The sequence below is a fragment of the Sivoneniella epilithica UHCC 1019 genome (genome assembly GCF_040830845.1).
Classification (GTDB): Bacteria; Cyanobacteriota; Cyanobacteriia; order Leptolyngbyales; family Leptolyngbyaceae; genus ULC077BIN1.
This window is the reverse complement of sequence record NZ_JBFPDP010000021.1, coordinates 15,462-40,413: the sequence shown is the minus strand read 5'-3', so window position 1 is coordinate 40,413 and position 24,952 is coordinate 15,462. Positions and strand designations below refer to the sequence as shown.

The window sequence follows — 24,952 nt, the reverse complement described above, 5'->3', positions numbered from 1 at the left end:
AAACCCCAATGAGCGTCTGAGTGAGTGTAAGAATTGGTTCCTTGCCCATCGCTACTTTTGGAGAACACTCATGGAAAATCTAACTCAACCCGATAGCCAACGCGAAAAACAGCCCCGCCAGAAAACGGCTGCCCAACGACTTTGGTCAATTCATTGGTGGATGGCAGCGGTTTATTTACTGCTGTTTGTGGGCGGTAGTTTTATGGCTGACCTACCCAAAGAGGTCACTTATCGAGGCACCCTGTATGGATTGCATAAATCTCTAGGCGTGTTGACGATGGGGTTACTCACGGCTCGCATATTTTATCTGCTGCTGAAGTTGAGAAAGAAAAAAACAGCCAAACGTCCTTTACCAAATTGGGAAAAGATTCAAGCGATCGCCCTGCATACCCTGCTTTACTTTTTTATGTTGATCGTGCCTGTCAGCGGTTGGTTCTTTTCTAACTCGTTTGATAAAGATGTTGCTTTGTTTGGGCTAACCTTGCCGCGATTATTTCCACCTAATAAAGCACTTGCCGAAGTGGGCAAAAACCTCCACTTTTGGCTGTCCTACTCTTTCCTGGCGTTTATCGTTTTACACACTCTAGACCAACGAAAATTTTTACGGGCAACGTTGCGGCGATCGCGGCAAGCCTTCCAAAAAAGGTTCATTGATCCCTAAAAAGTTTTTCAAAACCCTATCCTCTATTGGCTCAAGCCTTATGAATATGTCTGCCCCAACTCCCAAAATTCCGCCTTCTAACCATCCTCACGCTGATATTATTTATCGGCTAGAAGCTGGAGGAGCCATGCTGCCAGACACTCCAGAAAACTTGATGCAAATCATCGGCATTTATAAAGCCTATGCGGTGCCGATGGATTTTTACTGGCGCGACCTTTTATATATTGGCGAACAGGTTTTTCTGAATCCGTTGCCATTTTTTAAGTACTTTATTTCGGATGAATACCTGCAACGGCACAACCACTATGCAGGCGACGATGCTGACCTGCGATTTTGGCGAGGGCGGGCAACGGTTCACCCAGAACTAGAGGAATTTATGCGGAAGGGTGAAACGAAAAATATGCCCCGGTTGTTGCATCATCTTTGGCACGATCGCATCAACATGGAATTTGCCGAAGCCTGTATGCAAGCGATGCTGTGGCACCGAAATATGTATTCACCGGTCAATCAATTTGACCCCTATTTAGATAGCGACGAATATAAAGCCAACGCTGATTGCGCAATTCGGGCTTACTTCAAGGGAAATCCGGCAATGTTGGGTTTATATAAACTCTTCCCAGATATGTTTTTAGAGCAGTGCCGTCAAGCTTCCTACTATGCCAATTTGGGTTTGTTCTGGGAAGTGATGGCTCCCGTTTTCTTTGAAATGTCCGATCTGTACGATGAGGGCAAAATTGCTAGTGTGCCGGATGCGATGAATTTTTTAGTGAACGGGATTTTTGCGATCGCCGGTCGCCCCATCTATCACCATGTTTATATTAAAGGCGAGTGCTACGAAATTATTCCCAAGTCCAAAGGATTCACCTGGCTCTATGAAGCAGCACTCCCCTATGTGGAAGCAGTGTTCTATCGGACGGCTCCCTTTCGAGGCACCAAATCTTACAATGCTCAAGCCCGTCAAGTTCCCGATGATCAAAAAGATTTCCACTATGGCGTACTCTATGCCGATAAATTTCCAGTGGGTACAGCAGGCATTCCCCCCACGCTCTTAGCCCAAGATATGCTCCACTTTTTGCCGCCCTACCTAGTGGAGTATTACCAAAAGCATTGCCGGGGTGAAGATGACATGCTGGTTCAGTTGGGAATTACCTTTCAGCGATCGATGTATTGCGTCACATCCGCCGTCATTCAAGCCTTGCGAACAGCCCTACTTTATCCACTAGACGATCCCAATCCCAAGCACTTGATGGCAAACCGCAAGTTTTTTGAAGCACAAATGGATCGATTTGTTCGCCCAGAGGCGCGCCTAAACGATATTCAAACTTCAGACTATCGCTAAGGCAAAGTCTGTACAAACCTGATGATTCAACCAAGGAGCGCAATCACTATGCTCCTTGGTTGAATTCACTGATCATTGAACTGTTGATTAACTATACAGTAATGGTAATGGCATCAGCCGTAACGTTGTTGAGGGTGCCGCCTTCAACTTCCTTCAGCGTTGTTCCTGGATCAACAACCATCAGCACATAATAAGTTCCACTCCCTTGGTAACCTGCCCAGTTTAGAGGTAACACAACAGGTTCATTGAAGTAAGGAAACTGCGTAGGATTGGGATTGGTAATAAGATTAGGATCGGTGCTGCTGTTGAAAGAAGCTTGACCATTAGCTGCGATCGCAGCAAACGTTGCAAAGGTCAACTCAATATCATCAGAACTGAAAGTAATGTTTCTCGACAAGTAGAAGCCTACCTCAAACTCACTGCCAATCGGGTTTTGTGCATCAGAAGCACCCTTACCGATATTCAGAACACTACCCGATACCGTGATAGCTCCACCACGAGTTGCCCCAGGCTGAACGACATTAAATCCATTCCCAGTCAGATCCGGTAGACGAGAATCTTTGACCAGGATGGAGGTTCCTAAAGCATTATCATTTTCCTTAGGGTTTCCTTGAGCATCTAGTTCTGCAATCTCATTCTCTGGATCGACAATGACACCGATGTAGTAAGTTGAATCTCCTTTTAGATCCCAGAATGCATCATCTTTGCTGGGCAGGGTCAAGCGCTGGGTACGGTTGCCATTGGTATCAGGGGCTAAACCTGCGATCGTGGCAACATCGTTAGTGTTTCTCAGTCCATCGTTGTTGATATCCAACCGATAATCGCTAGTGGTAATAGCATCATCGGGAGATAAGAAGAATCCAACCTTAAACGAGTTAGTTGGGCTACCTGTATATTTAACGATGTAGTCTAAATCAAACAGGAATGGAGTTTTTACACTAACAGCCTGAGTAGCAATGATAGGTGTACCATCTGTATTTTTCAGAGCAAGTGGTGCAACTGGAAAAAGGTTGACGGGTAGTTTTTCTGTTACGGCTCCAATACTGATGGAATAATCGATAGCGCTGGTTGATGTGGACTGCAACCGAACAAAGTAGGTGCCTGGGTTGAGGTCGACCTCGGTTAGCTTCTGTTGGTTGACACCGTTTGCAGTAGAAATAGATGAGACAGGTGTGCCATTCGCTGTTGTGATTTGGAAGTTTGTTGTTGCAGCTAATGCTGAACCGATCGCGGTGACATCTATTTTAGATGCGACATCGAGCCTAAAGGAGTAAAAATCAAGCTTATCATTGCCGCCAATCTTGTCATTGTATGTCGCAGTGCCATCTACCTTACCTACACTAAATGCGGAAGCAACTGCATTCCCTGCTAAATCTACAGGCAAGGGGGTGGAAATGACCTTAGCAAGACCAAAATTGGTTGGCAATGATTGAAAAGATGCGCTTGATAAAAGCGTTGACTGATCCATATACCAGATTCTGTTTGCTCCAGTCGCCGCATTACGCCAGAATAAGTCCCACTTGTTGTCCCCATTGAAATCTCCCGAACCAGCTACAAACCAGCCTGCACCTTTTTCAGAATTAATCCCAATAGCTGAAGTGAATTTGCCGTTATCTAGTGTCCAAATAGTATTTTCACCAGTCCCATAGTTGCGATATAGAATATCAGGTTTGCTGTCGCCATTGAAATCACCTACCGTTTGAACATACCAGCCTGCTTTATTTGGGCTATCAATCTTTAGCGACCCCGTTACATCGTGTTGGCTATTCAATAACCAAACACCACAAAGATTAGTACGAAGATCCTCCCATAAGATGTCTGTATTACCGTCCCCGTTGAAGTCTGCGGCACCTATCATTCGGTGGTTTATGTCTTGGAAAGAAGGAAGAAGCTTGTAGCCAATGGGGTTTACCCCTGTGGAATCCATGAACCAAAGACCGTTAAAGCCCGTGGATGGATCTCGCCAAAAATAATCCAGCGTCCCGTCATTGTTAAAATCTTCAACCGCTGACAACTGATAATTGGGTGCAAGAGTTTGAAGAATTCTTCCTCCTGTGTATGCGCTGTTGTTAATATTCCAAAGGTAGTTGACTCCTGTATTAGGAGCATAGTCACGCCATAACAAATCACTGCGCGAGGTTGGCAGGGTATCAACGGTTAAGGTGTAATTAATTGTGGTGGTTGGGTTAGAGGCATCCACCCGAATGTAATAGTCTTGACCTGCTTGAAGGGGAACTGAAGAATCGCTGATGATGACATCTGTCAGCCCAGTAGAATTGTTGTTGCTTGATCCGACGCTACTACTTTGAGTGGTGCCATCAAAGTCAAGCAGAGAAATATTTGCGTTTCCACCCTGAGATGCAAGACTAATAATGACATTGCTACTGCGGCTAACGGTTAACTTGAAGTAGTCAGCGGTGTCGGTTGCATCAAGAGAATAGCTAGGATCTTGGGTGCTGGAAAGGGTTATTTTTCCTGAGTTAGCCTTGATCCAGCGAGCCTCCACACCCGCGATCGCCGCCGCATTATTATCAAAAATAGTGTCAGCCATAGGTAGTCCTCTTTTTAATAGCCCTTTATAATCGCTAGACTATCCTTCCCACTTATGAAGAATGACCCTGCACTTTCGGCAGAACTTTATATAAAGTTTGTATTAACTGTCCGGACTGACACTTGGCTAGTATTTCTACGCGGAAGATTTTTGAATACATTACCTTTTAAGTAATAGTAGGTTTCAGTGATGACGAAAGAAAAATGGACAACAAACTGTCATCAGTTATTTTCCACCCCGCTGTTTGTTTTTAAGTTGTATGAACACGAAGGACTTGACCATGCGCTGTTGCAGGTTATTTCACAGCAGAGATCGCTAGATGGCAATGGGCAAGCAGTTTCTAATGTATTAGGCTGGCATAGCCAAGGTAATTTGTTTGCCTTAGATGAGGTGAAACCATTTCGGGAATTAGTGGATTCGGCGATCGCTGAATCTGCCATGGCGATGGGCTATGAGCATGTGCGGATAAAAGCCGCTAACTGTTGGGCAAACGTGAACCCGAAGCATGCCAGCAATAAAATTCACGACCATGCCAATTGTTTGTTTAGTGGTGTTTACTATGTGAAAGCACCGAAAGAGTCTGGCAATTTAATGTTTTATGATCCTCGATCAGCGCGCACGTTTTATAAACCAATGGTGCAAAGTTATACCGCATTTACAGCGGACGCGATCGCTCATGTTGCGGAAGCAGGACTACTGCTGATCTTTCCAAGCTGGCTCAAGCATGGTGTAGAACCCAATATGAACGACGAAGAGCGGATTAGCGTTAGCTTTAATTACATTTTTGGCTAATTAAAAAGATTATGTTAATTCATTAAGTTGAAAGCTCCCGCACTTCACAAATTGAGTGGAGTTATTAACAGAATGGGTATGCTTAATTATCCGGATAAGACTTAAATTCGGACGTTAAAGTATCAATAGATATCGTCTATTTTCATTGGGGTGCAGCCACGATCAACCCTATTTCCTCAAAAATTGAGGAGGCTCTATGGATCTCTCCTATTTGGCGGTGCAATTGGTTATTGCTTCTGTTTGCGGTTTACTTGGAAATTTCCTGATTCCTCGACAAGTTCCAGGAAAATTTCTAGGTTTAGTGGTGGTTGGGTTTGTTGGGGTTTGGCTTGGTGCCTGGATTTATCATTTATTGAAAACTCAATACGGTGTTGCGGCTCCTTTTTTAAGTTGGAATGTGGTCAATGTTCCGATTATTCCCTCAGTTTTGGGGAGCGCAGTGGTGATTTATGCACTCACCACTGTTTTAAAGTGGGGACGATATCACTCGTAGGGTTTTTCCTCACCTGTGGGTCTGTGCTGGATATAGGAACGGACTCCTTGATAAACTGCTAGTGACAAGAGTTGCCAGCAGTTTTGTCATGGGCTAAATTGAATCAGCGATCGCGACAGAAAAGTTCTTTATTTAACAGTTCAATGGTTCCAATAACCAAAACTCAGGCGTTCAAACAATGGCTTCCTTTAGTGAGCGATCGCTGGATGGTTAGCCAACGCTACGATCTGTTTTTCTTCATTGGAAGCTGTGTTTTTACTTTATTTTTCTGGGGGCTTTATCAAGTTGCCGATCAGTTTCATTTCTTCCTTCAAGGCGACTCCATTTTAATTACTTACTTTCTATTTTCTGCCTTGTTAGATCATCCCCATATTTTTCAAACTTTTTCGCGTACTCATGGCGATCGCATTGAGTTTCAGCGACATAAAACTATTCATACTCTAGGGCTGGGATGCCTGCTTGCAGTAGGCTTACTGCTTGCCAGTTTCAAGTTAGAAGCTGAACTCATTGTGTTTGCGGCTTTGTTTGGCAGTTATCACATCATGCGCCAACACTACGGTTTTTTAAAGGCTTACAAAAACCTTAACCATGATAGAAATCGTCTGGATGATTGGCTAGATTTTGGCACTTTTTATAGTGGGATGTTTGCGTGTTTTTTTAATGATTACTCTGGTATTGAATCACCCATTGTGATTTATAAAGATTTCCAATGCAACTTTCCTAACATTCCCGATGTTTTTGTCGAGATAATCTGGGCAATCTTCCTCGGTTTTCTCACCCTGTTTTTGCTGCGGCAACTGGTGCGCTGGTGGCGTAAAGAGCCGCTCAATCTCCCGAAGCTTTTGTTAATGCTAGCAGTGCTGGCTACTCACTATTTCATCTTTTTTATGACTGCTACTCCGTTTTTAGTGGCGGAAGCGTTAGAAACTGCCTATCACGATGTTCAGTATCATGGTTGGATGATGCAGTATCAAACCCGACAGTTTCCCACAGTGAAGCACATTGCTCTTAAAGGGTTTGCGATCGCGCTTCTCTATGGCGTTATCGTTGGATTTATTGAGCTAAAAGGGCTGCTTGATCAAGACGTGTGGCTATGGCTGTTCATGCCTTTTACTATGATCGTTATTTACCATTATTACGTCGATGGCATTATTTGGAAATTTAGCAGTCAGCCCGAATTGCGCCCAATGCTGATCACCGCTAAAACAACGACGGTAGAGAAAAACGAGACAAAAATAGCTGCATAGCACCGCCCAAAATGCCGATTAGCGCTTGACCAAAGTTAGGTTTGCCTTTATCTATTTTGTCTTCAGGGATGGGAGTTTCAAAAAGTATGGCAACTTTGGTGGCAGCCTCAGCGTTTACAGGGTCACCCTGGGCTTTGAATAGGCGCTCGGCTTCACGAGCATCCGCAATCGCCCGTTTGCGATCTCCCGTCCGCATTCGCGCCGCCCCTCGACCCAAATAAGCTGGGGCAAATTCAGTTTGACGAGCAATCACCTGGGTATAATTTTGAATCGCACTGATGTAGTTTTGCCGCTGTTCATCTTCCAATGCCCAGCGATAAAAATCTTCTACCGTTCCAACCGAGGCGGCAAGCCCCATCGCTCCTTGCAAATAGGCTCCTTCGGTAATCGTTCCCACCACCGATGCTCCAGTCAAATACGATTTCCGCAGATCGGCTCCAGCCAAATTTGCGCCATCCAATCTTGCCCCAGTTAAATTTGCCCCATTGAGCGACGCGCCAGCCAAATTTGCGCCCCGTAGATCGGCTCCCTGCAAATTGGACTGACTCAAATTTGCCCCTACTAGATTGGCTTGAGTTAAATTTGCGCCAGATAAATCGGCAAAGACAAATCCGGATCGGCTCAAATCACACCGAGGGCACTGCTTGGTTGCTAAAAGCTGACGGCTATGTTCTAAGTTTTCTGCCTGAGCCGGTAAAGAGACGCCAAGCACGGTCACTAGTGCCGTAGTTATCAAGGTGGAGGATTTCATGGGCGATCGCCGATTAGTAAGCTTGAAGCTATTTAAGCGCAAGTTACCCATTTTGCAACACCTTATGCTTAACCTTTACAGTAAGAAGTGAACGGCTCACTCAACGAAAGCACTTTGGGGCGATCGTGACAGATGATCAGGTCAAGTAATCAAGATGTCCCTGTTTAACCATGCAACGCAAACAAAAATTTCCCTATCTTGTCGGTTCCAAATGGACAGCCCATATCCAAGTGGACGGCTGGCGACATTTTCAAGTGACCAATCGCAAAAATCAGGGCGTTTGGGTATTTGCAGAACTGGTGGCTTCCTGTGATCCCACCGTGCGATTTTGGCTGAATGCCAAGCTGTTAAAAGATGAAAGGCTGTGGCAGGCTGGATGGCGATCGCTCCAAGAACAATCAGACGTAGCACCCCAACTTGCAGGTAAAAGTTAATCGCTCAGAACACCTGACCCAGCAGAGCAAAATCGCAAAATTGAGAAGGTAGGAGTTAGAGATCGGGAGGAAGGGGATCTTCGCTGGATTGCTCTAATTGCTCTTGATCGGTGGAGTTTAGGTCTAGCTTATTCGATTCAACTGCTGAGTTTTCTAGCCGATGAATGCGAATTTGATGCAAACGGGGACCTTCAGCCGTGACAACGGTAAATTCATAGCCTTCAAAATGAAGGGATTCGCCCGGTGCTGGAATGCGCTGTAAATTATACAGAACAAATCCTGCTAGAGTTTGGTAATCATCTATGAGCGGTAGTTCTAAGCTGAGCAGGTTGTTGACTTCCTCCAAGTTCATCTGCGCCTGCACTAAAAAAGTTTGATCATCCAAAATTTGAATCGTGGGTTCTTCAGCGCTATCAGTTTGAGCGATATCTCCCAAAATTGCGCCGATGACATCGGCGATCGTGGCTAACCCGGCAGTGCCACCAAATTCATCCACTGCCATCACCATGGGTTGGCGCGATCGCTGCATTAATGGCAACAACTCACTCAGCAGCATATATTCGGGGATAAACCGCGCCGGACGAACCCACGGGTTGATCGATTGATTTAAAGAATGGGGATTTTGCGACAGCGGTTCTGCAAGTTCCTTAAAGTTGATAATGCCGCGAATGTCGTCTAAAGATTCGCCAATGACTGGATAGCGGGAGTACCCTGACTCCGCCACTTCTTCTAACAAGGTTTTCAGCGTGGCAGTATGAGAAATTGCGGCGATGCTAGTTCGAGGCACCATGACTTCTGCGGTCGTCACTTCGCCAAACTCAAACACGTTTCGCAATAACTCTCGTTCTTCTGCTTCCAGCCCGGTAGATTCGCTAGAAGTGGTGATAATTAACTGCAATTCTTCTGGAGTCACTTGGTTATACCAACCTTGTCCCGCCGCATATTGAATCCCTACAAGCCTCAGCAGGAGCTTAGTAGACTGGTTCAAAATCCAAATAAAGGGGTTGAAAATGCGGGCGATCGCTAAACTCGGTGGTCCTAACACCCGCGATATTTCTTCGGGATAGAGGAGTGCTACTGATTTGGGGCAAAGTTCACCCAACACGATTTGCAAATAGGCAATGCTTAGAAAAGTCAGCGGTAGCGCTAAGGAGTGGGCAACAGGCGCTTGTAACGCTAAGGGCATTGGCAGTTGTCTTAGCCCATTTGCGACTAAGCCCACCATGGCAGTTTCTCCAATCCAGCCCAGTGCCAAACTCGCCAGAGTAATTCCTAGCTGGGTCGTGGAAAGCAAGCGCTCGATGCTACGCTGCAAATTTTGTACCGTTTTTGCAGGCATATCTCCTGCGGCAACGAGTTGATTGATCCGCGATCGCCGCACCGAAACAATTGAAAACTCTGCTGTGACAAAAAAGGCATTAATGGTGATCAAAAGGAAAACAGACAGCAGGCGCACAGCAACCTCTGACCATGCCAGACTTTCAGAGGCAGGTGCAATCATTGCTTAAATGCCTCCACAAATCATCAGTGTTAAGACATTTACAACTAACATAACTTAATAAAATGTCCCCAGCAGACAGCATATCAGCCTTTTATCGCATCACCGGAATATTAGTCGCTTCTAGCTGAACCTTCTGATCAGGATAATCTGACAGAGCCAACGACAATTTTTCTGCCTTATCAACTGATGCAACGGGCAACCGAATAATGCCTGAATATACTTGATTATCGGCAGGCAACTCAGAGGGTAGCCCTTCCGTGTTGGCGCTGAGGGTTCTACCCTGATTGTCTTTGACTTCCAAAAAACTATATAAAAATTTAACGGGGGTTTGATTTGCATTTCGCAATCCAACCGAGATGATGAAAGAATCACCCTGTTGCTGAATAGAGCGAATTTCTAGAGTTACGTCTTCACTTTCTGCGGTAAACGGAAACTTGGCTTGATCCACTGCCGCGCTTGTAGAGGCTCCAGAAACCTGTTTTGCTGTCACAGCCGCTGCTTTACCTCCGCCAATCCGAGTTTTGACGTTGGCAATAATTTTATCTTCTGGCAAAATCAACACCTCATCTTTGCGAGGCAGATCGCCTTTGCGGTTTGCCAGGTTGTTGGGTCGAGTGTCTGGCTGGGTAATGCCTTTGAGAGCTTCACGCCCAAGATTTGTGCCAGCGATGCCGCTAAAAACTCCGCCGATCAGCATGGATGCCAGCAATATGAGAGTGAGTCCGATGGTTGAGTTCCATTTCATGGGTATATAGAATATCAGCGATCGCGGAAAAGCTGATCAAATAATTCAATCAAAAGCTCTCATAATTTCACATATCAAAAAATGAAATTGAGAGATTGCCGCAATCATGCCATAGATCGCTAATTTCTAAAAGAAATCTATTATTGACTCAGCTAATCATTCAGAGCCAACAATTCAAAAGACGACCGAGACCCTACTGGGCAGCGAATCGTGTCGGAAGCACGCCTAGGATTTTCAGGAACAATGGGTGCAACATTGGAGGGTTCTTGCGTTTCACAAAGCTGAGATAATGTAACCGTTCCCGATTGCCTCAAATTAACAGCATAGACAACCCCGGTATAGCTACGAAGTTTGGGGTTTTTAGAGGTTGCCATAATCGCAACGCCTTTAAATTTATTGGGTTTTAAGATAATCCGATAGCTATAGTTTTTAGTGTTGATTGCATCTTCTGCTTCCAACGCGCCAAATGAACTGGCAAAAGCTTTTTTTTCTAAAAAGTAAGTTTGCTGGCTGAAGAGAGCCGAGCTAACTGAGCTTTTGGCTTGGCGTTCTACTGATGAACTGTCTACTGTTGAACCAGAGCCTTTGGCAGATATTACTGTGGAGCATCCTGCAAGTGATAATGCGGCGATCGCAACAAGTAGGGCAAATTGAGTTTTGTATGAAGTCATCGCTAGTATTAAAAAACCTGTTCTTAGCGTTAAAACTGAATCGATGCACCTGCGATGAGTATTTGTACTTTAACGTATCAACACCATATCCAACCAAACTTAGATATTGACTTGGAGTTTACTTAACTCAAGAAAATTTTGATTGTGCAAAGTTGGTCGGGAAAAGAAGGGATTGAAAGTACCACTCTTCAGATCCCTTTCTACTCACTCTTACATAATGACTTATGTGTTTTTCGCAAGACTTGATGAAGCGAGTGTGAAAAATCTATGAAAGTGCTTAACAAGAAACTTAACAAAAGGTATCTCGGAGCCACAACTTTTATCAAACCCTTTCAGGGATTGGAACCCTTACCCTTAAAGTATTCTCTCGCCTCAACCCTACCCAACAAAATTGGGGGGAAACCCTCTCTAATACGGGGGCTTTTCCCCTAACCGTAATATCTCCTCAAACGCGACTATTAAACTATTCGCATTGCTGGTTACACCCATGGACTACGTTTACTTTTTAGCCAACACTAGCTTAACCTTGAGAGTTGTTGAGTTTTTGCATAAGGGTTATTTGCCAGTGCGCTTTATGAGCGTGATTCATCAAATTGATGGCTGGCTAATTCGAGTCAAATTGAGCGAACATTTAGATCCACAACAGCATGGAAATTTCCAAGCGTTTATGAATGAACTGGGCATCCCTCATGAACCCAACATTCGGATTCAAATGGCAATGTGGGGCTTAGAAACGGGTCAATCGCCTGTTGCGGTGATGCAGCGTTATCAAGTGGCAGTGGTTTCTCATGGCACCCCCGATCGCGAAGAAATTGAAGAGTTTCGCACTCAGTTTGTTCGGGGTTTAGGCTATTGTCCAGAGACTTTAGCGTAATTGAAAGCATCGTTGAGTCATGAATCAAGTTTTACTCCTATTTGTTTGTGGGACGATTGGGCTGGGCGCGATCTCCTGTGCCCCTAGTGCCAATCCACCCCGCGCTACTCCTGCATCTCCTAGCCCATCGCCACAAGAGTCTTCAGCCCCTCCAACTCAGGTTAAGCCGCCTCAAGAAGCGCCACCTACTCAGCCTTAACGCAAAACAGGGGAGCGTGAGGTTTAGGCTATGAAGAACGACTAAAAGTTAGACGAGCAATTTAGACACGCAACACAACAATTGCCCAAATCGGGCAGAGTCTAGCCGATCAGTCTAAACTCTAGCCTTCAGAATGATTGGGAATCTGACAGAATAAAGGAAGATTCACGAAAAGAGGCAGTATCGGCTAGTTCACTTTGGACAGGTCGTGCAATGTAGGTTGGGCGATCGCTCTCTTTTTCATTCATCCCGATTTCAGGAAAGTAGCATGGACAATAACAATTGGCTCACTCAAATTCTGATGCTAGGAGTAGGAACAACCTCTTTAGTAGCAGACAAAATCCGCGAAGTTAGCGATGATCTCGTCAAAGATGGCAAACTGAACCCTGATCAAGCTAAAGAAGTCATGGACGATTTGTTGCAGACGCTTAAAAGTGAGCAAGGCAACCTTGAAACCCAAATGCAACGGCAGCTTCGCAATGTTTTGCAAGATATTGGAGTTCCTCGTCAGTCGGAAATGGATGAACTACGCGGTCGAATTGATCGGCTTGAGCGCCAAATTCGCGATTTAGAAAACCGCTTGTGGCGTTAAGGAGTGCATATCTATGATCATTCCACCTGGTTTTTGTCAACGTTCTGTTTCAACAAAGCTTGGCAGAATGGCTTATTACACGGCTGATGCTAATTTTCCAGGATCGGTTCTCCCAGAAAAAACGTTATCAACTTTAGTATTTTTACATGGCTTTGGCGGTGGTTCTTCTGCTTATGAATGGTCGAAAGTCTATCCAGCATTTGCATTGGATTATCGCGTTTTGGCTCCCGATTTGCTGGGCTGGGGCAGATCTGAGCATCCAGAGCGAAATTATCTAGCAGAAGACTATATTTCTACGATTACTGAATTCTTAGAAAAAACCTGTACCGAGCCAGTGCCTGTTGTGGCATCGTCGTTAACGGCGGCTTTAACGATTCGAGCCGCGATCGCCCGTCCCGATTTATTTAAATCTCTAATTCTGACGACTCCCACAGGATTGTCTGATTTTGGTAAAGACTATACCAATAACTTTTTTATTCAACTCGTTAAAACGCCTATTCTTGATCGCCTGCTCTATAGTGCCGGAATCGCCACTTCTGGCGGCATTCGCAATTTTTTAGAGGAGCGACAATTTGCCCGTCCAGAGCGCGTCTACCCTGAAATCGTCGAAGCCTATCTTGCTTCTGCTCAGCAACCTAATGCAGAATATGCCGCCCTCTCTTTTGTACGGGGAGACTTGAGCTTCGATTTGGCGCTTTATATACCCCAACTTCAGGTGCCAACCGCCATTGTCTGGGGAAAAGAATCTCAATTCACGGAAGCAGAAGTTGGACAACGCCTGACATCGCTGAACCCAGAAGCTGTCAAACAGTTTCAACTGCTAAACGATTGTGGATTAACACCCCACTTAGAATTACCCGCGATCGCGATCGCTCTCATTCGCCGCTTTTTGGCAACCCTAAACTCATAGCTAAACTACTACCTTCTTACCCCGTACTCCATACCTCTTATCCCCTATCCTTGAATCCGAATATCCCGCACATTCAAATTCGTAAAATTATAGTTAAATCCCTCTAACTCAATCGGGGAACCAATCTTAATCTTGTTATTCCCTAATACCGGACCATTCTTAGTAATTTGAGCATTGCCTTGAAGCGTGAGCAGAAGATTTCGACTCAGCTTCGATTCGGGTCTAGGGTCAGAGATTACTTGAAATTTACCGTCAGGCTGGGGAACAAACACATTATCTGGCAACTCTTTCGCATCTTTCACGGTGATTTCACCATAGGGTTGATTGCGGATGATAATGCTAGTCTTATCACCAGGCTTGAATAGACTGGTGGTATTTTGTCCCGCAACACGCACCACGACCTCAATTTCAACGGGTTTTGTTGGAATGTTTACCTGAGCCACTGAACCCGATGCGCCTGGAAACACAAAGATGCCGAATAGCACGAATAGAATAATCAGCGCGGCTCCCAAGTCCAGAATGCTAACCTTGCCGAATAGCCGACCTTTAGAATCTACGATAGCCATAAAACGGTTCCTTAAGCGGATGAAGTGGACGCTTTGGACCACCTTTTAGCTACCAAAAATGTAGGAACTAACCTAGCATTTTGATGTCATAAGATCCTCAGCAACCCTGTGACAGGGTAGCATGACTTAGGGTCGCAATCATTATTCTCTGGCAATCGACTTAACCCTTTGATCAAGGGACAAGCTTGGACAACGAGCATGGGTATTGACGATTAATTTCACCTGATTTCATAAGGATTGGCTAAAAATGAACAGCACTTTTCGGTTAATTGCCTCTGCAAGTCTTGCATTGATCAGTCTTGCATTGATTCAGCAACCGACTCCGGCTCAAACCACTTTTTCTGACTGTGCTAGCAAAGCGATCGCCAGTAGAGACGAGGCGGTGGCTAAGATCAATGATTTGGGGCGCGCCCGAAATTTAGCTCGGCAAACAGCAGAGGCTGCTAACGGTGGATTAGCCGAATATCGTACCGATGCTTCGATGCATGGCAGACTATCGGATGCGGCTTGTGTGGATAACGGCAACGGCAGTTGGACTTTTACCATCAAAGGCGGCGCACCGGGCTTTGTAACGCCAACTATTGAAACCGTAGTCACGGTAGACCGCAGCACTTGGCAAGTGAAAGTTGACTACAACGGTGCAGTGCGATCGTAAAATAATTTGAAGAACTGTTGTTCAGTTTGCAGAGTTTGAAGCTAATAATTTATTGCTGATCTCGTTAAAACTATTGCTCACGAGGACTTCAGGTGTTTTTTAGCTGCCGAATGAGTCATTCGGCAGCAATAATATTTGTAGTTTTCTATACTATAGTTAATGAAATGAAATAACCGTCTATATTATTTAACGATGGTTTTTCAGTTTACGTTAGAGGCTTGGTTGAGCGATTCTGCATCGTTATCTCACAACCGTGAAGTGTTGAGTTGCTCCTCGAACCTTGTTTATTGGTTCTGTTTTAACTTAAGAGGTTCATGAGACGGTGGGTCAAAATCCCCTTGCTTTACTGAAACGTTACGACGCGATCGCGATCGCTCGATATTATCGGTTCCGCCCTTGGCTAACTCTTTGGCGCACTTTAAGTATCGCAGTGTCATTTTTAAGTTTTTTCCTTGGGCTAAAAATAGACTCATGGCAAAATCGAACAGAGATACATCGCCTGAAGCGGGCTGAGCAATTGCGCCACACCTTAATTCGTTTAGGTCCAACCTTTATTAAAGTTGGGCAGGCACTTTCTACTCGTCCTGACTTAATTCGTAAAGATTTTCTCGAAGAACTAACTAAGCTTCAAGACCAATTGCCGCCCTTTTCAACTGAGCTAGCCTTTCGCATCATTGAGCAAGAGTTAGGGCGATCGGTCAAAGAAATTTATAGTGAAATCTCTCCCCAGCCTGTTGCAGCCGCAAGTCTAGGTCAGGTTTATCAAGCATTTCTTTACAGCGGTGAAGAAGTTGCCGTTAAGGTGCAGCGTCCTAACTTGTTACCCACTTTGACTTTAGATTTGTATCTGATGCGATGGGCAGCTAGTTGGATTGCGCCTTGGCTCCCGCTAAATCTAGGGCATGATTTGACGCTAATCGTGGATGAGTTTGGCATCAAGTTATTTGAAGAAGTGGATTATTTGAATGAAGGGCGGAATGCCGAAAAGTTTGCAACCAACTTCCGCAATGAGCCAAGGGTCAAAGTTCCGGCGATTTATTGGCGGTATAGTAGTCGGCGGGTGCTAACGCTGGAATGGATTCATGGCTATAAGCTGACGGATACTGATCGCATCCGAGAAGCAGGCTTGGCTAGTGATGATCTGATTGAAATTGGCGTGACTAGCGGCTTACAACAGCTTTTGGAGCATGGCTTTTTTCATGCTGATCCCCATCCCGGCAATCTATTTGCCATGGCTCCCCAATGTGCCATCGATGGCATCCAATCCGTTGATTTGCCGGAAGCTCGGATGGCATATATTGATTTCGGCATGATGGATCAGCTAAACGAATCGACTAAGGAGACATTAGTCGATGCAGTGGTTCATTTAATCAACCGAGATTATGAAGACCTGGCGAAAGATTTTGTGAACTTAGGGTTCTTAACGCCAGATGTGGATATTCAACCCATTGTGCCTGCTTTAGAAGCGGTTTTTTCTCAAGCGTTTGGCGAAAGTGTGCGGGATTTCAACTTTAGAACCATCACCGATAGTTTTTCGGAACTGATGTATGAGTATCCGTTTCGGGTGCCTGCCAAGTTTGCTCTGATTATTCGCTCGTTGGTCACTCAAGAAGGCTTAGCGTTAACGATTAATCCTAATTTCAAAATTATCGAAGTTGCTTATCCTTATGTGGCAAAGCGCTTACTGACTGGAGAATCGCCTCAACTGCGTCGCCGCTTGTTAGAAATGTTATTTAAGGATGGCAAATTTCAGTGGTCGCGGTTGGAAAATTTGATTGCGATCGCTCGTACCAATGGCAACTTTGATCTCCTGCCTTCGGCTCAAATGGGCATTCAGTTTTTGCTGTCAGAGGAAGGGAAGTTTTTAAGAGAGCAGCTAATTATTGCCCTGACTGAAGACGATCGCCTTCATACTGAAGAAGTACAGCGACTTTGGCACTTGATTAAAGACGACTTTCAGCCGGGACGATTGTTGAGCGCAGCCATGGGGGCGATCGCTGAATTCTCGACGGCTGGAACGGCTGCCCTGCTTGCCAACTCGCGGAATTGATCAGCCTGCTGCACCCCGTACTTCCGGACTTCGTGATCACCCACCGCCCACAATGGTGACAATTTCTAGGCGATCGCCGGGTTGTATTTCTGTCGTGTCCCAAAACTGACGGTGTAAAATCTCGCCATTGTATTCCACCGCAATTAGCCGGGGATTTAAGCCTAATTGTTCTAAGAACATTGGTAAAAAGGTGTTCTTGGGGCAGTGGTGCGATTCACCGTTGACTTGAAGCGTAATTAGATTATCCATAGGCTCAATTCTAAAGCGGCGATTGACGATTTAGAATAGAAAGTCCTTTGACCCTTTCTCTTGCCACTTATTCCCTGATTGAACCATGTATACCCTAGACAAACCCACTGAGCGATCGCTCCACGATCCTCTGATTATTGCCGGACGCACCTTTCACTCACGCCTGATGACGGGAACGGGAAAATATCGCAATTTTGACGAGATGCGGCAAAGTGTTGCGGCGAGCGGGTGCCAAATTGTCACCGTTGCCGTCCGACGGGTTCAAACCAATGCTCCCGGACACGAAGGTTTGGCAGACGCTTTAGACTGGAGCAAAATCTGGATGTTGCCCAACACTGCCGGATGCCAAACCGCTGAAGATGCCATTCGGGTGGCGCGTTTGGGTCGTGAAATGGCTAAGCTGCTTGGTCAAGAAGACAACAACTTTGTCAAGCTGGAAGTGATTCCCGATGCCAAATATTTATTGCCTGACCCCATTGGCACCCTGGAAGCCGCAGAGCAATTGGTTAAAGAAGGATTTGCCGTGCTGCCCTACATTAATGCCGATCCGCTGTTGGCAAAACGATTAGAAGAAGTCGGCTGTGTGACTGTGATGCCGCTGGGTTCTCCAATTGGCTCCGGGCAGGGGATTAATAATGCTGCTAACATTCAAATCATTATTGAAACGATAAAAGTTCCGGTAGTGGTAGATGCGGGTATTGGGGTGCCGAGTGAAGCGGCTCAGGCAATGGAAATGGGGGCGGATGCGCTTTTGATTAACACCGCGATCGCCCAAGCTCAAAACTCTCCAGCAATGGCACGGGCAATGAGCCTAGCAGCAGAAGCGGGTCGGCTGGCATACCAAGCAGGACGGATTCCGATAAAGCCTACTGCTAGCGCTAGTTCACCGACTATAGGAACGATCGCCAGCGCAGCGCAGTAATCCTACCTCATGCCGTAATATTTCAGGCGCTCGCTCTTTTGTACAACTGTTTGCCTAAAAAAGTTCTCTGTAAATGGGCGATCGCGGCTTGAAGTCCTACACTGGAGATTATGCTTCTTATGAAATTAAGGATTGGCAGTCATGGGATTGTTTGACCGTGTTAGCCGGGTGGTACGTGCAAATCTGAACGATGTCGTCAGTAAAGCTGAAGATCCCGAAAAGATCTTAGAGCAAACCATTATTGATATGCAGGAAGACCTGGTGCAAATGCGTCAGGCGGTGGCAAGCGCGATCGCAAGCCAAAAGCGAAGTCAGCAACAACATAACCAGGCTCAGACTGAAGCAAATAACTGGCAGCAACGGGCGCAGCTAGCGATTCAAAAGGGTGATGAAGGGTTAGCGCGGGAAGCCTTGGTTCGTAAAAAGACCAATTCTGAAACCGCTGCCTCACTCAAAACTCAACTCGACCAGCAAAGCACCATGGTCGATACGCTGAAGCGGAATCTAATTGCGCTAGAAGGCAAGATTTCGGAAGCCAAAACTAAAAAGGACATGCTCAAAGCCAGGGCATCGGCGGCAAAAGCCAACGAGCAACTGCAAAACGTGGTGGGTCGCATGGGCACAGGCAGCGCCATGGGAGCCTTTGAGCGCATGGAAGAAAAAGTGCTGCAAATGGAGGCAAAATCTCAAGCCGCAGCGGAACTGGCGGGAGCCGATTTGGAAAGCCAGTTTGCCCTACTAGAATCAGGTGGCGATGTGGATGATGAACTAGCAGCCATGAAAGCTCAGCTATTAGGCGGTGCTGCTCAGGATAAAGCTCAGCTTCCTTCTGGCGCTCCGGCTGATCAAGCAACCGCTCAGCAGACGAGTAATCCTGAAGTTGATGCTGAACTGGAAGCATTGAAAACAAAGCTCGATCAACTTTAGGCTGCTCCTGATTGCCGATTTTTCACCTATCTGTGCAGCTAAAGCCAGTCTGCAAATAGGGATCAAGAGTTTCTCAAAGTCCCTCTCCCGCTCTGGGAGAGGGATTTAGGGTGAGGGAAATTAGGAAATAGCACGATAAAATAGTTTATAAGTACCAGTTTATTGAGTTCATGAGAGCCAGCATTCAGCAGCAAATTTTGTTTATTCACCATGAAGATGTGCCGCAGTTTAAGAAGGGCGGGTCTGTGGTGCGAAATAGCTACTTTTGGGCGCTAAAGGCGATCGCGGCTCACACGAAGCGAAACGGTGACTGGGAATATGACCCAGAAGTGTGGCTAGCGCTCCAACGATTGCTGCTCTCTTTTGCAGAATCAGGCTATTTGGGACTGCGCGAAACCCAGCTAGAATTTGCGGTTGATCAAGAGATTCCGCCCATATTGAAGTTGGTAGCAACCTGGGAATAAGTTTTGAGTTTTGAGTTTTGAGTTTTGAGTTTTGAGTTTTGAGTTTTGAGTTTTGAGTTTTGAGTTTTGAGTTTTGAGTTGTAAAAGAAGCGGGTGGTAGCCTGGGAATAAGGTTTGAGTTGTAGAAGCTTGACTCAGTCACGATCTCAACTAAGACATTAAGCCACACCACACCTATGCCAGCCTCAAGCGATCGTGCCAAAACTACGCCAATCCTTTCATAGATTGAGACACCTTTTACTTCAACTAATTTAACAGGTGCTTTCGTGTTTCATGGCTTTCAGTAATGCTGCCAATGCTTGATCTTCGGACTGATTTACCTGCCGATCCATCATCGCAAGACTGACCGCTTTTGGCAGGGCGATCGCGGCAACATCTGCATCCAATCCATCCACCAAATCATCCAACGATTGGGGCACTTTCAACGCTGATCTCACGCCTAACAACGTGGGTTCATCGAAGCCAATAGCTTTTAACTGAGGCTGCAACGTATCCCAGAGTATCGGTTGGTCGGGACTCCCCACTTGAATTAAGTAAGCAAGCAATCGCTGGAGAGTGCTTTGCTGGTAGGTTGTGAATTGAGCCAAGTCTGGGAATGGACTATAATCCGCTGTGCAGCTACCCAAATTGCCGACAATTTTTTGCCAATCACAGGTATCGCAGGCTTCTGGTTTATCGACCGTCAGACACAGATGAATTTTGCCATTCGTGGCTCTAAGGTGTTCAACTTGAGCATGAACGCCCAAAAAGCTGAGCCATTGAGCAACGGTTGAAATCAGCACAGAACGAGTGGCACGGCTATTTGCCAGCAGTCGAACTTGGGTTTGAACCATCGGGCGAACAATATGGGACAACATAAAAATCTGCGGACACTGAACAACCTCAACATGCCCTTTAGGATATAGGAATTTTTGCGATCGCAGTTGAAATTTAGGAGTTCCCTAACAAAGCTATCCCCTCGTGCCTAGTCCTTCAACCTTAGACTCTAGCAACTTCAAAAACTCAGTGTTCACGCCCGATTCTCGCGTCAGAGCCACTTTGCCAGTCCGGGCAATTTCTCGCAGCCCAAACTTGTTTAGCACCTGCACGATCGCGACCATTTTACCCGGATCTCCCACCACTTCTAGCGTTAAGGAATCTTCGGCAACATCCACCACTCGTGCCCGAAAAATTTGCGCCAGTTCCAGCACCTCAGAGCGGTTCGCACTGCTGGCGTTCACCTTCATTAACATGAGTTCTCGCTCGACACAGGGCACTTCCGTAATATCCTGCACTTTAAGCACATTGATCAGCTTGTAGAGTTGCTTAGTCAATTGTTCAATAATTTGGTCGTCTCCTGGAACCACCATCGTGATTCGAGAGATCCCCAGTTGCTCGGCAGGTCCAACTGCCAAGCTTTCGATATTAAACCCACGCCGCGCAAATAGACCCGCGATTCGGGTTAAAACGCCTGCTTCGTCTTCAACTAAAACGGATAATGTGTGTTTCATGCCGATATGCTGCCCATCTCAACAAAAGAGGGTGAGATTCAAAAGGTCTAGAAAAAAGCTGGTGTGATTCATGCCACCTAAATTGAAGTTTAGAGCGATATTTACAGCCAGCTTTCTATTTTATCGTGGAGTGTTGGCTATGCATACGCTAGTTTGTGAGTGGCTCATGATTTTCCAGGCAATGCCGTTTAATCGGCGATCGCGCTCAAAGTCTTTAAAGTGAGCTTTTAAAGGGTGAGCCAGTTGATCCCAAGATACACCTACAAACCCCAAACGGGCGTAGAACTGACACCTTTGAGGCTTACAAACGAGATAGGTCGGCTGTGCCTGATGAATCATCTGCTGCACTAGCCGCGATCCCAGCGATTGTCGTCGCCAAGGTGGGCTGATGTATAAGTGGTAGAGAACATAAAAGTTATCGTAACCAGCAAGGGCAGCACAGCCAACGAGGGTTCCTTCGCATTCCACAACTTGGTACAAAGACCAGTTAAACAACGGCTCAGTGGGAATCAGCAGCACGTAAAAAAGGAGAATGCCAGCCTGCCCGATCGCCCAAAGTAGGGTACAAAACAACAACAGCATCAGAACGGATTGCAACGGCAGCGATCGCGTGTGCATCAAAACCCACTGCTGGAGCGCTGCCAAAAGCACTAAACCGCCAACTTCAAGCAGACGATACGCAATAAGCCGGAAATCAAAACCAAGCGCTTCAGATTGGATTAGCTCTAAAACGAAGTGTTGAAGCATCCAGCGATCGCCCTTACGGGCAGGTCTCACTAAGCAATGAGTCGATAAAGGTAAAAACCTCTGAGACATCAGCGACTCGCTTGAGCGCAACGACAGACTCACCCAAAAAATTAGCTAAAACGGCGAAACCGCTTTCTCCGACGGGCGATCGCCTTACGTTTTTCCTTCTCGATCGGCGTTTCAAAATGGCGGTTCTTTCGCATATCTTGAAAAATGCCTGCTTTTGCCACTTGGCGTTTAAATCGACGGAGTGCCGACTCAAGCCCTTCGTTTTCCCCCACAACTACTTGAGTCATGCTACTCCCTCTTGAATATGAAATCAGACTAGGCAAATGAACTGAAATGCATCGTTAACACCAATGAACTACCGTCATTTCAGCGTTTTCATCTGCCCAACGGCAGAGCATTTAATTTTAGTAAAGAAGTTTTGAGCGATCATGACTCAGTTAGTATCGGCGATCGCCACCAAAGCTATCCCTTCCACGAGCAGGAGGACGATCTTCTCGCGGTTTTGCCTTATTCACCTTCAACGCACGCCCCATCCACTCTGCCCCATCCAAAGCTTCAATAATTGCCGTTTCCTCAGCTTCAGAAGACATTTCTACAAACGCAAACCCGCGCATACGACCCGTTTCCCGATCTTTAGGTAACTGCACACTCACAACCTTTCCATATTCCGAGAAGGTTTCTCTAACATTCTCTTCGGTGACTTGAAAGGACAAATTACCAACGTAAACAGACATAACGAGTCTCCGGTTAGCGAGGAAAAAAGAGTTGAATTTGAGGAATCACCCGGCTATGAAAGCAGAGTAAACTACCCCAAAAATAAATCATTGCTCGGATGAGCATACCATAAGATCCAAGCGAGGCATATCTTTAGACCACAGCACCCGCAAATGACAGCACTCTAGCCACTTATTTTCACTCAGCATAAGGCATGGGGAAATTACAGATACTTCAGTCATATATAAAGTTTCTGTGAAGCGATCAAGGGACGACAAGCCATCAAGCGAGTACCGAAATAATCCTGTAAACCTCCTTCCGGCAGGGCTTCTAGGTCATTTTGAAGCCTGTTTGGTATGAGACATTCCATCAGATTTATGTGAAGGATTCCAGAAGCATTAATGCTTTTTGAATAAAAGTCTTCGTAGGGCTGATTAGATCAGTAGAAGCACATAGGACGCTGTTACAGGCTTTCGAGTGTTGTCTCTGGGTGCAGCACGATCGCACATCTTAATTCATTTCTCAGGCACTCATTCACGTATGAACATTAAATTCTTTGGAGCGATCGCTCTCACAACCGCGATCGCAGCAATCTCAATGCCAGCATCGGCAGCAACTTTGGTTTTATATAGTCAGGATTTTGAGAACCCATCAGGGTTCGTTAACGACGGTAGTGACGTGAATATTTACAAATCTGTCAACACCCTTTATGGAAATCAACCGCCTGGATTTACTTTTGCCCAGGCTAATACCGTTGAAACCCTTCTTATCACCGGTAATAAAGCCTTTGGAACTGGCTATTCTGATCCTTCAAGCAAAGGAGGAAACTATGCACTTGGTATGCTCACAGGCGGTGATTTACTCGGCTTGTCCTTTAATGTTGGGAGCAACCAGTTTTTAAACGCTCGCCTGGATATTTCAAGTATTGATCTCAGTGAATTTCAGGGTCCATTTGTTCGACCTGGATCGGTGCCGACCTTTGAGTTCACGCTATATGACAATCCTAGCGGAACCACGGGACTAGGCAACGGAACAATTTTGGATGTGTTGCAAGCATCAGGCACTGCATCGCCACGCACTGTGTTTGATTGGACAGAGGTTTTGCTGCCATTAAATGCCAGTGGCAGTACTAATGGCAACGTAACTCTACGAATTGATCTGCTAAGTGGTGGATACGCCGCACTAGACAACTTCCGTATTGCAGCGTCTGATACTGCTGGTGATGTTGGTGTGATCACGCCAGTGCCACCCATAGATCCCCCAACGGAAACTGTACCCGAAGTTTCTCCACCGCCAGCAGAAGCCGTACCTGAACCAACCACGATGCTGGGAATTGCTCTCGCTGGAAGCGGTCTAGCCTATTTCAAGCGCCGTAAAGCCTCCGTGTAGTCCTCAACATAGTCATTTAACCAGATAGGGCGAGCATACTTACCCTACCTGGTTATTTACTGACAAGCGTTTTAAGCAGTCATTAGACCGTACCGTGGATTAAATCCTGATTGTCTCCAAAGGCTCGACCATTCATTGCAGGAGATTTCTAATGTTCAAACAGTTTCAATATCAATCATGCCTCTCGAAAACGTTGTCAAGTGTTGCTGTGATTACGTCCCTTGGGTTTATGGTTGCTGATCAGCTACCAGCATCAGCGGCATCGCTTACCCCAGCAAATGTGTCGATCGTGGACGGTGACTTTGCCAATTGGGACGTATTTCATCTCATAACTGATAATCCGTATGCATTTGGCTCACCTTCTAACCTTTCTACTGGTGTGGGGCAGCGCCTTGAAACGGGTGGAAGTCCTGGAGCATTTCTACAACTTTCACATATCTTTGTGTTCGAGGATACATCCTGGGTTGGGGGAATTAAAACTGACGCAACTTACAATCCCATCATCGATGGCGAGATTCTAAGTTTGTCTGCTACTGCTACTGTGAAAAGTGGTGGTGTCTCAGCTTGGCAAGTGGTTGTAGAGCAAGCAGGTCAGCGCTATTTCTCGTTTCCTTTTAGGACTATCTCTGCTGGTTCTGGAGATTGGCAAAGCGTAAGCATCGCAAATTTGACCGCCAACGATTTTGATACGAATCCTTGGGCTGGGATGGCTATGCAGTTACCAAACGGTAATTCTCCCAATTTTGGTGCTGGCGCAGCCCCCATTGACTTTGGCTTCCTGTTTGGTAATCGCACACTTGGTAGCACAGCAATAAACATTTTTGGACTTGATAATTTTGCCCTAACCATCAGCCCTGGGGCACCATCACAAAATGTGGATTCCCCAGCGGAAACGGTGCCCGAAGTTTCTCCACCGCCAGCAGAAGCAACTATCAGCCCTGGGGCACCATCACAAAATGTGGATTCCCCAGCGGAAACGGTGCCCGAAGTTTCTCCACCGCCAGCAGACG

29 protein-coding genes are annotated in these 24,952 nt (G+C 46.0%); 17 read left to right on the top strand and 12 right to left on the bottom strand.

Features of this window, described 5'->3' with window-relative positions; translation table 11 throughout:
* Nucleotides 1-70: 70 nt before the first annotated feature.
* The gene (locus AB3R30_RS14295) at nt 71-661 is read left to right on the top strand and encodes a cytochrome b (protein ID WP_458649869.1); all 591 of its coding nucleotides are present in this window, start codon (nt 71-73) and stop codon (nt 659-661) included.
* 40 nt (nt 662-701) lie between these two features.
* A complete protein-coding gene (locus tag AB3R30_RS14290) occupies nt 702-2,000 on the top strand; it encodes a CO2 hydration protein (RefSeq protein ID WP_458649868.1) in 1,299 nt (432 codons plus the stop codon).
* 91 nt (nt 2,001-2,091) lie between these two features.
* On the opposite strand, the gene AB3R30_RS14285 is transcribed toward AB3R30_RS14290, so the two are convergent.
* Nucleotides 2,092-4,551 (bottom strand): FG-GAP-like repeat-containing protein, encoded by a 2,460-nt coding sequence (locus AB3R30_RS14285; protein ID WP_458649867.1) that lies wholly within the window; start codon nt 4,549-4,551, stop codon nt 2,092-2,094.
* Between the two features lie 189 nt (nt 4,552-4,740).
* Here AB3R30_RS14285 and AB3R30_RS14280 point away from each other — a divergent pair, with 189 nt between their 5' ends.
* The 3 genes from AB3R30_RS14280 to AB3R30_RS14270 all read left to right on the top strand — a co-directional run bounded on the left by AB3R30_RS14280 (nt 4,741) and on the right by AB3R30_RS14270 (nt 7,083).
* Nucleotides 4,741-5,343, top strand: a complete 603-nt coding sequence (locus AB3R30_RS14280) for a TIGR02466 family protein (RefSeq protein ID WP_458649866.1) — start codon at nt 4,741-4,743, stop codon at nt 5,341-5,343.
* 196 nt (nt 5,344-5,539) lie between these two features.
* The gene (locus AB3R30_RS14275; RefSeq protein ID WP_458649865.1) at nt 5,540-5,836 is read left to right on the top strand and encodes a hypothetical protein; all 297 of its coding nucleotides are present in this window, start codon (nt 5,540-5,542) and stop codon (nt 5,834-5,836) included.
* Between the two features lie 143 nt (nt 5,837-5,979).
* Complete coding sequence (locus tag AB3R30_RS14270; protein WP_458649864.1) at nt 5,980-7,083, top strand: hypothetical protein; 1,104 nt, start codon at nt 5,980-5,982, stop codon at nt 7,081-7,083.
* Here AB3R30_RS14270 and AB3R30_RS14265 read toward each other — a convergent pair.
* Nucleotides 7,037-7,885 carry a pentapeptide repeat-containing protein gene (locus AB3R30_RS14265; protein ID WP_458649863.1) on the bottom strand — a complete coding sequence of 283 codons (849 nt, stop codon included), beginning with the start codon at nt 7,883-7,885 and terminating at the stop codon, nt 7,037-7,039. The genes AB3R30_RS14270 and AB3R30_RS14265 overlap by 47 nt on opposite strands.
* Nucleotides 7,886-8,004: 119 nt before the next feature.
* Between AB3R30_RS14265 and AB3R30_RS14260 the strand changes: the two genes are divergently transcribed.
* Nucleotides 8,005-8,268, top strand: coding sequence for a TIGR02450 family Trp-rich protein (locus AB3R30_RS14260; RefSeq protein WP_458649862.1), 264 nt, complete (start codon nt 8,005-8,007; stop codon nt 8,266-8,268).
* Between the two features lie 55 nt (nt 8,269-8,323).
* Here the strand turns inward: AB3R30_RS14260 and AB3R30_RS14255 are convergent, their stop codons facing one another.
* The 3 genes from AB3R30_RS14255 to AB3R30_RS14245 all read right to left on the bottom strand — a co-directional run bounded on the left by AB3R30_RS14255 (nt 8,324) and on the right by AB3R30_RS14245 (nt 11,185).
* Complete coding sequence (locus AB3R30_RS14255) at nt 8,324-9,769, bottom strand: hemolysin family protein (RefSeq protein ID WP_458649861.1); 1,446 nt, start codon at nt 9,767-9,769, stop codon at nt 8,324-8,326.
* A gap of 91 nt (nt 9,770-9,860) precedes the next feature.
* Nucleotides 9,861-10,514, bottom strand: coding sequence for a hypothetical protein (locus AB3R30_RS14250; protein ID WP_458649860.1), 654 nt, complete (start codon nt 10,512-10,514; stop codon nt 9,861-9,863).
* Between the two features lie 152 nt (nt 10,515-10,666).
* Nucleotides 10,667-11,185 (bottom strand): type IV pilin-like G/H family protein, encoded by a 519-nt coding sequence (locus tag AB3R30_RS14245; protein WP_458649859.1) that lies wholly within the window; start codon nt 11,183-11,185, stop codon nt 10,667-10,669.
* Nucleotides 11,186-11,672: 487 nt separating this feature from the next.
* Here AB3R30_RS14245 and AB3R30_RS14240 point away from each other — a divergent pair, with 487 nt between their 5' ends.
* From AB3R30_RS14240 to AB3R30_RS14225, 4 genes are all read left to right on the top strand, one after another.
* A complete protein-coding gene (locus tag AB3R30_RS14240) occupies nt 11,673-12,059 on the top strand; it encodes a hypothetical protein (RefSeq protein WP_458649858.1) in 387 nt (128 codons plus the stop codon).
* A gap of 19 nt (nt 12,060-12,078) precedes the next feature.
* Nucleotides 12,079-12,258, top strand: coding sequence for a hypothetical protein (locus AB3R30_RS14235; RefSeq protein WP_458649857.1), 180 nt, complete (start codon nt 12,079-12,081; stop codon nt 12,256-12,258).
* 268 nt (nt 12,259-12,526) lie between these two features.
* Entirely contained in the window at nt 12,527-12,850 is a 324-nt protein-coding gene (locus AB3R30_RS14230) for a phasin family protein (RefSeq protein ID WP_171573727.1), read from the top strand.
* A 13-nt stretch (nt 12,851-12,863) separates the two neighbouring features.
* Nucleotides 12,864-13,760 carry an alpha/beta fold hydrolase gene (locus AB3R30_RS14225; RefSeq protein ID WP_458649856.1) on the top strand — a complete coding sequence of 299 codons (897 nt, stop codon included), beginning with the start codon at nt 12,864-12,866 and terminating at the stop codon, nt 13,758-13,760.
* A gap of 44 nt (nt 13,761-13,804) precedes the next feature.
* Here the strand turns inward: AB3R30_RS14225 and AB3R30_RS14220 are convergent, their stop codons facing one another.
* Entirely contained in the window at nt 13,805-14,326 is a 522-nt protein-coding gene (locus tag AB3R30_RS14220) for a DUF4330 domain-containing protein (protein WP_458649855.1), read from the bottom strand.
* 247 nt (nt 14,327-14,573) lie between these two features.
* Between AB3R30_RS14220 and AB3R30_RS14215 the strand changes: the two genes are divergently transcribed.
* Both AB3R30_RS14215 and AB3R30_RS14210 read left to right on the top strand, forming a co-directional pair.
* On the top strand, nt 14,574-14,981 hold the full coding sequence (locus tag AB3R30_RS14215) for a hypothetical protein (protein WP_458649854.1): 408 nt from the start codon (nt 14,574-14,576) through the stop codon (nt 14,979-14,981).
* A gap of 322 nt (nt 14,982-15,303) precedes the next feature.
* Nucleotides 15,304-17,031, top strand: a complete 1,728-nt coding sequence (locus AB3R30_RS14210; protein ID WP_458649853.1) for an ABC1 kinase family protein — start codon at nt 15,304-15,306, stop codon at nt 17,029-17,031.
* A 36-nt stretch (nt 17,032-17,067) separates the two neighbouring features.
* On the opposite strand, the gene thiS is transcribed toward AB3R30_RS14210, so the two are convergent.
* A complete protein-coding gene (thiS, locus tag AB3R30_RS14205) occupies nt 17,068-17,280 on the bottom strand; it encodes a sulfur carrier protein ThiS (RefSeq protein ID WP_458649852.1) in 213 nt (70 codons plus the stop codon).
* 85 nt (nt 17,281-17,365) lie between these two features.
* On the opposite strand from thiS, the gene AB3R30_RS14200 reads away from it, so the two are divergent.
* The 3 genes from AB3R30_RS14200 to AB3R30_RS14190 all read left to right on the top strand — a co-directional run bounded on the left by AB3R30_RS14200 (nt 17,366) and on the right by AB3R30_RS14190 (nt 19,593).
* Nucleotides 17,366-18,202 (top strand): thiazole synthase, encoded by an 837-nt coding sequence (locus tag AB3R30_RS14200; RefSeq protein ID WP_458649851.1) that lies wholly within the window; start codon nt 17,366-17,368, stop codon nt 18,200-18,202.
* Between the two features lie 141 nt (nt 18,203-18,343).
* Nucleotides 18,344-19,129: a PspA/IM30 family protein gene (locus AB3R30_RS14195; protein ID WP_458649850.1), complete on the top strand. Its 786-nt coding sequence runs from the start codon at nt 18,344-18,346 to the stop codon at nt 19,127-19,129.
* 170 nt (nt 19,130-19,299) lie between these two features.
* A complete protein-coding gene (locus tag AB3R30_RS14190; protein WP_458649849.1) occupies nt 19,300-19,593 on the top strand; it encodes a hypothetical protein in 294 nt (97 codons plus the stop codon).
* 251 nt (nt 19,594-19,844) lie between these two features.
* On the opposite strand, the gene AB3R30_RS14185 is transcribed toward AB3R30_RS14190, so the two are convergent.
* The 5 genes from AB3R30_RS14185 to AB3R30_RS14165 form a co-directional block, all read right to left on the bottom strand.
* A complete protein-coding gene (locus AB3R30_RS14185) occupies nt 19,845-20,450 on the bottom strand; it encodes a hypothetical protein (protein ID WP_458649848.1) in 606 nt (201 codons plus the stop codon).
* 93 nt (nt 20,451-20,543) lie between these two features.
* The gene (gene ilvN, locus AB3R30_RS14180) at nt 20,544-21,083 is read right to left on the bottom strand and encodes an acetolactate synthase small subunit (RefSeq protein ID WP_458649847.1); all 540 of its coding nucleotides are present in this window, start codon (nt 21,081-21,083) and stop codon (nt 20,544-20,546) included.
* Nucleotides 21,084-21,203: 120 nt separating this feature from the next.
* Nucleotides 21,204-21,899: a GNAT family N-acetyltransferase gene (locus AB3R30_RS14175; RefSeq protein WP_458649846.1), complete on the bottom strand. Its 696-nt coding sequence runs from the start codon at nt 21,897-21,899 to the stop codon at nt 21,204-21,206.
* A 41-nt stretch (nt 21,900-21,940) separates the two neighbouring features.
* Nucleotides 21,941-22,126: a 30S ribosomal protein S21 gene (gene rpsU / locus AB3R30_RS14170; RefSeq protein WP_458649845.1), complete on the bottom strand. Its 186-nt coding sequence runs from the start codon at nt 22,124-22,126 to the stop codon at nt 21,941-21,943.
* A gap of 150 nt (nt 22,127-22,276) precedes the next feature.
* On the bottom strand, nt 22,277-22,573 hold the full coding sequence (locus AB3R30_RS14165) for an RNA recognition motif domain-containing protein (protein ID WP_458649844.1): 297 nt from the start codon (nt 22,571-22,573) through the stop codon (nt 22,277-22,279).
* A gap of 520 nt (nt 22,574-23,093) precedes the next feature.
* On the opposite strand from AB3R30_RS14165, the gene AB3R30_RS14160 reads away from it, so the two are divergent.
* Nucleotides 23,094-23,942 carry a PEP-CTERM sorting domain-containing protein gene (locus AB3R30_RS14160; RefSeq protein ID WP_458649843.1) on the top strand — a complete coding sequence of 283 codons (849 nt, stop codon included), beginning with the start codon at nt 23,094-23,096 and terminating at the stop codon, nt 23,940-23,942.
* Nucleotides 23,943-24,093: 151 nt separating this feature from the next.
* The coding region (locus tag AB3R30_RS14155; protein ID WP_458649842.1) for a hypothetical protein at nt 24,094-24,952 on the top strand (859 nt) is incomplete at its 3' end.